The organism is Streptomyces sp. NPDC002536 (assembly GCF_053594995.1).
Genome location: NZ_JBSFWU010000053.1, coordinates 46,482 through 52,741, shown reverse-complemented (window position 1 = coordinate 52,741; position 6,260 = coordinate 46,482). Strand labels below are relative to the sequence as shown.

The window sequence follows — 6,260 nt, the reverse complement described above, 5'->3', positions numbered from 1 at the left end:
GGGCGAATTCGGCCCCCCCGTAAGGGGCGCAGCCCCGAGTGCCTCGACTGCGGGCGCGTCGTGGCTGGTCGCGCAGTTCCCCGCGCCCCTTACGGGGCGCCGACGGCCTCCTCGTACGTCCTCACCAGCCCCGCCACCCGCTCCTTCGCCGCCCCCCGCAGCGGTGCCCGTACCGGGCCCGCCGGCAGGCCCAGCGTGTTCAGCAGGGCCTTCGCCGTCACCGTGCCCGGCAGGCCCGCCGCCATCATCGCCTCCACCAGCGGCAGTACCCGCTGGTGGCAGCGCAGTGCCTCCTCGTGCGCGCCGCGGTCGTACGCGTCGAGTGCCGCCGCCAGCAGCGGGCCCGCCACGTTCGCGACCGTGCTCACGTAGCCGGCGCCGCCCACCGAGCGCAGCGGGAGGTTCAGTTCCTCGCAGCCCGAGTAGTACGCGAGGCCGGTCTGCGCGATCACCTTCGAGCTGCCCAGCAGGTCGTACGCGCAGTCCTTCACGCCCGCGATCCGCGGGTGCTCCGCCAGCCGCAGCATCGTCGCGGGCTCGATCCGGGTGCCCGTGCGCCCCGGGATGTCGTACAGCATCACCGGCACACCGACCGCGTCGGCCACCGTCAGGAAGTGCTCCGCGATGTCCTCCTGCGGCGGGCGGCTGTAGTACGGGGTCACCACCAGCACCCCGTGCGCCCCTGCCGCTTCGGCCGCCCGCGCGAGCTCCACGGTGTGCCGGGTGTCGGGCGAGCCGACCCCGGCCGTGATGCGCGCCCGGTCGCCGACGGCCTCGGCGACGGCGCGGATCAGTGCGTTCTTCTCCGCGTCGCCGGTGGTCGGCGACTCACCGGTGGTGCCGCTGAGGACGAGCCCGTCGCAGCCGCCCTCTCCGACGAGGTGGTCGGCGAGGCGCTGTGCGCCGTCGAGGTCGAGGGCCCCGTCCGCGGTGAAGGGGGTGACCATGGCGCAGACGGTGCGGCCGAAGGGAAGGGCGGTCGGTGCGGTCATCGCAGCACACTCCTGACACGGGAGGAAACGAGGGCGGTGCGCTCGATTCTGGGTACCCCGGCCGTGCAGGTCCATTGAAATGTTCTCCACTGATTGCTTAGCGACGCTACAGCGGGCGGAGCAGGGCGAAACCCGTCTAGGCTGGGGCACCGTGCGTCCGGTCCACGACGGCCCGTGACGCTGTTCCGCACGAGCGAGGAGACAGTTCCCTGATGTCCGGAGACCGCCCGACCATGCCGCCGGTGCGGCTCCCCTCCGACGCGGAGCTCGCGCGGGACGCGCTGTCCGCGCCGCTGTTCTCCCGCGCCGTGCAGCTCGCACGCTGGGCCGGGGAGGGCACGCCGGTCGGTGCGGGCGGGGAGCTGCTGTCCGGTCAACTCGCCGAAGCCGCCGGGCTGCTGGGGATGGCGGACGAGGAGGACGGGCCCGCGTACGCCGCCGAGGCCTGGCAGCTGGCGCTGGACACGGGGCTGGTGGAGTTCACCGAGGGCGAGGAGACGGAGGAGCTCGGCTCCGACGAGCCCTCCGGCACCGCCGTCGCGGGCGAGGAGCTCGCCACGGTCACCTCCGGCAGCCCGCAGGACGTCCTCGACCTGTGGCTCGGCGGTCTGGAGACCGTCCTGGCCGACGCCGCCGCACCCGACCTGGCCGACCTCGTCGACCAGCTCTCCGAGGCCGGCGAGATCGACCTGGACGCGCTCGACTGGAACCCGGAGGAGGAGGCCGACTTCCTCGACGGCGTCCTCGGCAACCTCTACCTGCTGACCGCGCTCGGCGAGGGCGCGGCCGACCGGCCCGTGCCGCTGCCGGCGCTCGCCGCCTCCATGATCGTCCCGGACGACATGGACGAGCCCACGGACGACATCCTCGAAGAGGTCTCCGACGCGATGATGCGGCTCGACGACCAGTTCCGGATGCTCGCGCCGACCGGGCTCGTCGAGTACCAGCCCGTCGACGAGGCACTCATCGAGGAGGTCGACGGCGAGGGCCGCATCCGTGAGTCCGTCGACGGCCTCGCCTCCGAGCTGCCCGAGGAGGAGGACGTCACGCGCTACGGCATGGTCGCCCTCACCCCGCTCGGCCTCTTCGGCGTGCGGGCCCGGATGCTGGACGCGGGGGTCGACGCCCCGGCCGTCGGCGACCTCGCCGAGGAGGACGCGGCCACCCTGCTCGCCGCCCTTCCCGGTCACCCCGCGCACACCACCCGCACGGAGGCCGAACTCTGGCTCGCCCGCCGGGAACCGCTCGACGCGGCCCGCGAACTGCTCGCCGCCGCCCACGGGAACGACGAGGACGCACCGTCCCGCCGGCTGGCCTGCCAGCAGACCCTCGCCCTGCTGGGCACCGAGGCGGAGCCCGCGCTGCGCGAGGTCCTCGACGACCCGCAGCTGGGCGGCCTGGCCCGCGTCTGGCTCGCCGAGCACGGCGCGACGGACGTTCCCGAGCCGGGCGAGGAGATGGTCTTCTGGCTGACGATCGACACGATCGCGGCACAGCTGGCCGCCGACGGCGACTCCGAGGAGCTGCGCGCGCTCGTGGAGGGCCTGGTCGGCGGGCACAGCGGCTTCTTCGACGCGGCGTGGCGGGTGGAGCACCCGGCGACGGCGGAGGTCCTGGAGGCGATGGGCCGGCTGCACCCGGACAAGAAGGCGGCGAAGGAGGCCCGCAAGGCGGCCTTCAAGGCGCGCTCGCACCACTGAGGTTGCGTTCCCCGCGCCCCAAAGGGGCGCGGGGAACTGCGCGATCGGCCACAGCCGACCTGCAGCCGAAGAACCGGCTGATGCGCTACAGCGCAGCCGCCGCCGGCTTCACCATGTCCCGCACCGTCTTGGCCTTCACGTACTCGCCGATGGCCGTCATCTCCCACTCGCCCGAGTACTGCCGGACGAACTTGCACATCAGGACACCGGTCTTCGGCTCCGAGCCGGTCAGGTCGAAGCGGACCAGCTCCTCGCCGGTCTGCGCGTCGAGCAGCCGGCAGTACGCCTTCGCGACGTCGGTGAACTTCTGGCCGTTGTACGAACTCACCGTGAAGACAAGGCCGGTGACCTCCGGCGGCAGCCCGCCCAGGTGCACCGTGATGCTCTCGTCGTCGCCGGAGCCCTCGCCGGTGAGGTTGTCGCCGGAGTGCTGGACGGCGCCGTTCAGGATCATCAGGCGGCCGAAGTAGCAGGCGTCGACCATGCTGCGGTCGGGGCCGTAGGCGATGACCGAGGCGTCCAGGTCGATCGCCCGGCGGTGGAAGGCGGGCTCCCAGCCGAGGCCCATGACCACCGAATGCTGCAGCGGCTGCCCGCCCTTGACGAGGGACACCGACTGATTCTTCTGCAGGCTCACCCGGCCCTTGTCCAGGCTGACCTTGCCGGGCGCGGACACGGGCGCGGGCGGGGAGGGCGGCATCGCCGGTACGGGCGGTACGGGCGCCGGGGGCACCGGCTGCGGGGCCACGACGGGCACGGGCGGGGCCACGGGGGCCACGGGCGCCGGCGCCGCCGGCTGCGCGGGCTCCTCCACGCTCACCCCGAAGTCCGTGGCGATACCCGCCAGTCCGTCCGCGTACCCCTGGCCCACCGCCCGGACCTTCCAGGCGCCGTTGCGCCGGTAGACCTCCACGACGATCAGCGCCGTCTCCGCGCCCAGCTGCGGCGGCGTGAACACCGCCAGCACGGAGCCGTCGTCCGCGCCGCGCACCGTCGCGGTCGGCTCGGTGCCGGCGAAGGCGGCGCCCTGCGCGTCGAGGCTCGCGGTGACGACGACCTTGTCGATGTCCGCCGGGACGGCAGCGGTGTCGACCGTGATGGCATCGGGCGTGCCGGCGGCCGCGGCGCGGTGGGTGACGCCCGGTCCCGCGGGCTGGTTGTAGAAGACGAAGTCGGCGTCCGAGCGCACCTTGCCGTCGGCGGTGAGCAGCAGGCCCGAAACATCGAGCCGCACCGGTGCGGTGACGTCCACCGTCACGCGCGGGACGGAGAGCGGGATGTTCGAGCCGGGTGTCATAGCGGTCATGCACCATGAACGATCAGCCGGGCTTTACGGTTCCATGACCTGAATTCCGAAGGTGGCCGGGAATATTCGAACCGAGGGCTGTCAGTGTCAGCGCGGGCTGACGAAACCGCATTCGTAGGCGGCGATGACGGCCTGGGTGCGGTCCCGCACCCCCAGCTTGGCCAGAACCGCCGCCACGTGCGACTTGACCGTCGCCGCGCCCACGGTCAGCCGTTCCGCGATCTCGGCGTTCGACAGGCCGGCCGCCATCAGCCGCAGCACCTCGGCCTCCCGCTCGGACAGCCGCTCGCGCAGCCGGTCCGCGATGCCGCGCCCGGCCCGGCCGTCCGCGTGGGCCGCGGCCAGGGCGCGGACGGCGGCGGGGAAGAGCAGCGAGTCGCTGCGCGCCACCATCCGCACGGCCTGGACGAGTTCGTCGGCGCCGGAGCGCTTGAGGAGGAAGCCGGAGGCTCCGACACGGAGCGCGTCGTAGACGTAGCTGTCGTTCTCGAAGGTGGTGAGGACGACGATGCGGGGCGGCTCGTCCATGCCGGCCAGGATCTGCTCGGTGGCGCGGAGTCCGTCGATCTCGGGCATGCGGACGTCCATGAGGACGATGTCGGGACGCAACGCGCGCACCAGGGACACGGCCTCGGCCCCCGTGGCGGCCTCCCCGACGACCTCCATGCCGGGTTCCGCGCCGAGGACGGCACGGAGGGCGGTACGGACCAGGCGTTCGTCGTCGGCGAGGACGATGCGTATGGATGACATGGGGGTCAGGGTAGGGCGCCGCCCCCGGGGCCCTCACACCCCGCCCAGCGGCAGACGGACCGACAGCCGCCACACCCCGTCCTGTTCGCCCCACTCGGCATGCCCCCGCAGCAGCCGGGCCCGTTCGGCGATGCCCGGCAGGCCGCGGCCGCCGCCGGTGCGCCGTGCCGTGCCCCCCGGCACCGGGTTCTCCACCGTGATGCACAACGCCCCATCGCCCAGGGCGAGATGCAGCCGCACCGGTACACGCCCCGCGTGCCGCACCGCATTCGTCAGCCCCTCCTGCACCATGCGGTACGCCTCACGGGAGACCGTCGCAGGCACCGCCTCCAGCGCCGGCTCATCCGGTGCGGTGAGCGTGACCGTGCCGCCCGTCGCGCGGGTGCGTGCCACGAGTGCACCGAGGCCGGCGAGCGTGGGCGCCGGTGCCGTCGGTGTGGGGCCGTCCTCGCGCAGCAGGCCCAGGACGGCGTCCAGTTCGCCGACCGCGTCCCGTGCCGTCTCCTCGATCGCGACGAGCGCCTCCCGGGCGAACCCGGGGTCGGAGTCGAAGACCCTGCGGGCGGCGCCCGCCTGGAGGGTCACCGCGCTCAGCGCGTGGCCGACCGAGTCGTGCAGCTCGCGCGCGAGCCGGTTGCGCAGAGCGAGGCGCATCGCCCGCTCCTCGGCCGCCGCGATCCGCTCGGCCGCCGACGGGCCCAGCAACGCGGGCGCGCAGCGCGTCAGCAGGGCCCCCGCGCCCCACGAGGTGACGAGGATCAGCAGGAACAGCGCCGCTCCGGCCAGTGGCGCGAGCCACGTCCACGGCGTGCGGTGGAACGCGCCGAGCCAGGTCCACGGCGCGTGCACGCCGGTGAACGGCATGGACATCAGGAACAGGGCGAACGGCGGCGTGGCCAGCGACATGCCGCTGACGACGCCCCCGGCCGCGAGGTGCAGGCCGTAGTAGGCGGCCGTGCGCCCGCGCGAGCCCCAGGACCCGGCCGTACCGGTGGCCAGTTCGGCCTCCGGCACCCCGAGCAGCGTGCGCGCCGCTGCGCACTCCAGCGGGCGGAGCTGGGCGAACACCGCCGTCGAGACGGCGGCCAGGGGCAGTGCCACGGCGAAGGCCAGAAACGTGGCGCCGGTCGAGGCGAAGAACCCGTGCCCGGTGACGAAGAACGACACCAGGACGTTGGCCAGCAGGTAGTACGGCATCAGCAGGGCGCCGCCGAGCAGCAGGTGGGCCCAGCGCAGCCGCGCCCTCCTGCCGGTCAGTGGATTCATGATCACAGAGTAGAACCGCCGTGCTCGGTACGTCATTTGGTGCCGTGGTCGTCCTGAATCGAGTTCATACGTACAGAATTGCTCTGGCCCGAGCTTTGCGCGTCGGCCTGGACGGCGGAGCCTCTCGGCCGCAGGGCGGAGACGCCCGTGCCGTGCCCCGTCCTCAGGGCGGAGCGCCGAATCCGCCCTCCGGCGTGCAACCTTTCGGCGTCGGCGCTCCCACCTGCCGCGTCGGCGCGGGGCGGG

General features: G+C 73.5%; 5 protein-coding genes. 1 reads left to right on the top strand and 4 read right to left on the bottom strand.

The genetic code is table 11. The features are described from left to right. Positions 1-89: 89 nt before the first annotated feature. A complete protein-coding gene (gene dapA, locus ACWD4B_RS20350; protein ID WP_451422046.1) occupies positions 90-992 on the bottom strand; it encodes a 4-hydroxy-tetrahydrodipicolinate synthase in 903 nt (300 codons plus the stop codon). Positions 993-1,204: 212 nt separating this feature from the next. Here dapA and ACWD4B_RS20345 point away from each other — a divergent pair, with 212 nt between their 5' ends. After that, on the top strand, positions 1,205-2,692 hold the full coding sequence (locus tag ACWD4B_RS20345) for a hypothetical protein (RefSeq protein WP_451422045.1): 1,488 nt from the start codon (positions 1,205-1,207) through the stop codon (positions 2,690-2,692). Between the two features lie 85 nt (positions 2,693-2,777). On the opposite strand, the gene ACWD4B_RS20340 is transcribed toward ACWD4B_RS20345, so the two are convergent. The 3 genes from ACWD4B_RS20340 to ACWD4B_RS20330 all read right to left on the bottom strand — a co-directional run bounded on the left by ACWD4B_RS20340 (position 2,778) and on the right by ACWD4B_RS20330 (position 6,014). Further along, entirely contained in the window at positions 2,778-3,989 is a 1,212-nt protein-coding gene (locus ACWD4B_RS20340) for a TerD family protein (protein WP_451422047.1), read from the bottom strand. Positions 3,990-4,085: 96 nt separating this feature from the next. After that, complete coding sequence (locus ACWD4B_RS20335) at positions 4,086-4,748, bottom strand: response regulator (RefSeq protein ID WP_451422044.1); 663 nt, start codon at positions 4,746-4,748, stop codon at positions 4,086-4,088. A 33-nt stretch (positions 4,749-4,781) separates the two neighbouring features. Further along, positions 4,782-6,014 (bottom strand): sensor histidine kinase, encoded by a 1,233-nt coding sequence (locus ACWD4B_RS20330; RefSeq protein ID WP_451422043.1) that lies wholly within the window; start codon positions 6,012-6,014, stop codon positions 4,782-4,784. Positions 6,015-6,260 lie beyond the last annotated feature (246 nt).

Bases quoted from the DNA above. Each gene is read 5' to 3' on its own strand.
- ACWD4B_RS20340 (WP_451422047.1), bottom strand. From the start codon at position 3,989: ATGACACCCGGCTCGAACATCCCGCTCTCCGTCCCGCGCGTGACGGTG.
- ACWD4B_RS20345 (WP_451422045.1), top strand. From the start codon at position 1,205: ATGTCCGGAGACCGCCCGACCATGCCGCCGGTGCGGCTCCCCTCCGAC.
- ACWD4B_RS20330 (WP_451422043.1), bottom strand. From the start codon at position 6,014: ATGAATCCACTGACCGGCAGGAGGGCGCGGCTGCGCTGGGCCCACCTG.
- ACWD4B_RS20335 (WP_451422044.1), bottom strand. From the start codon at position 4,748: ATGTCATCCATACGCATCGTCCTCGCCGACGACGAACGCCTGGTCCGT.
- dapA (WP_451422046.1), bottom strand. From the start codon at position 992: ATGACCGCACCGACCGCCCTTCCCTTCGGCCGCACCGTCTGCGCCATG.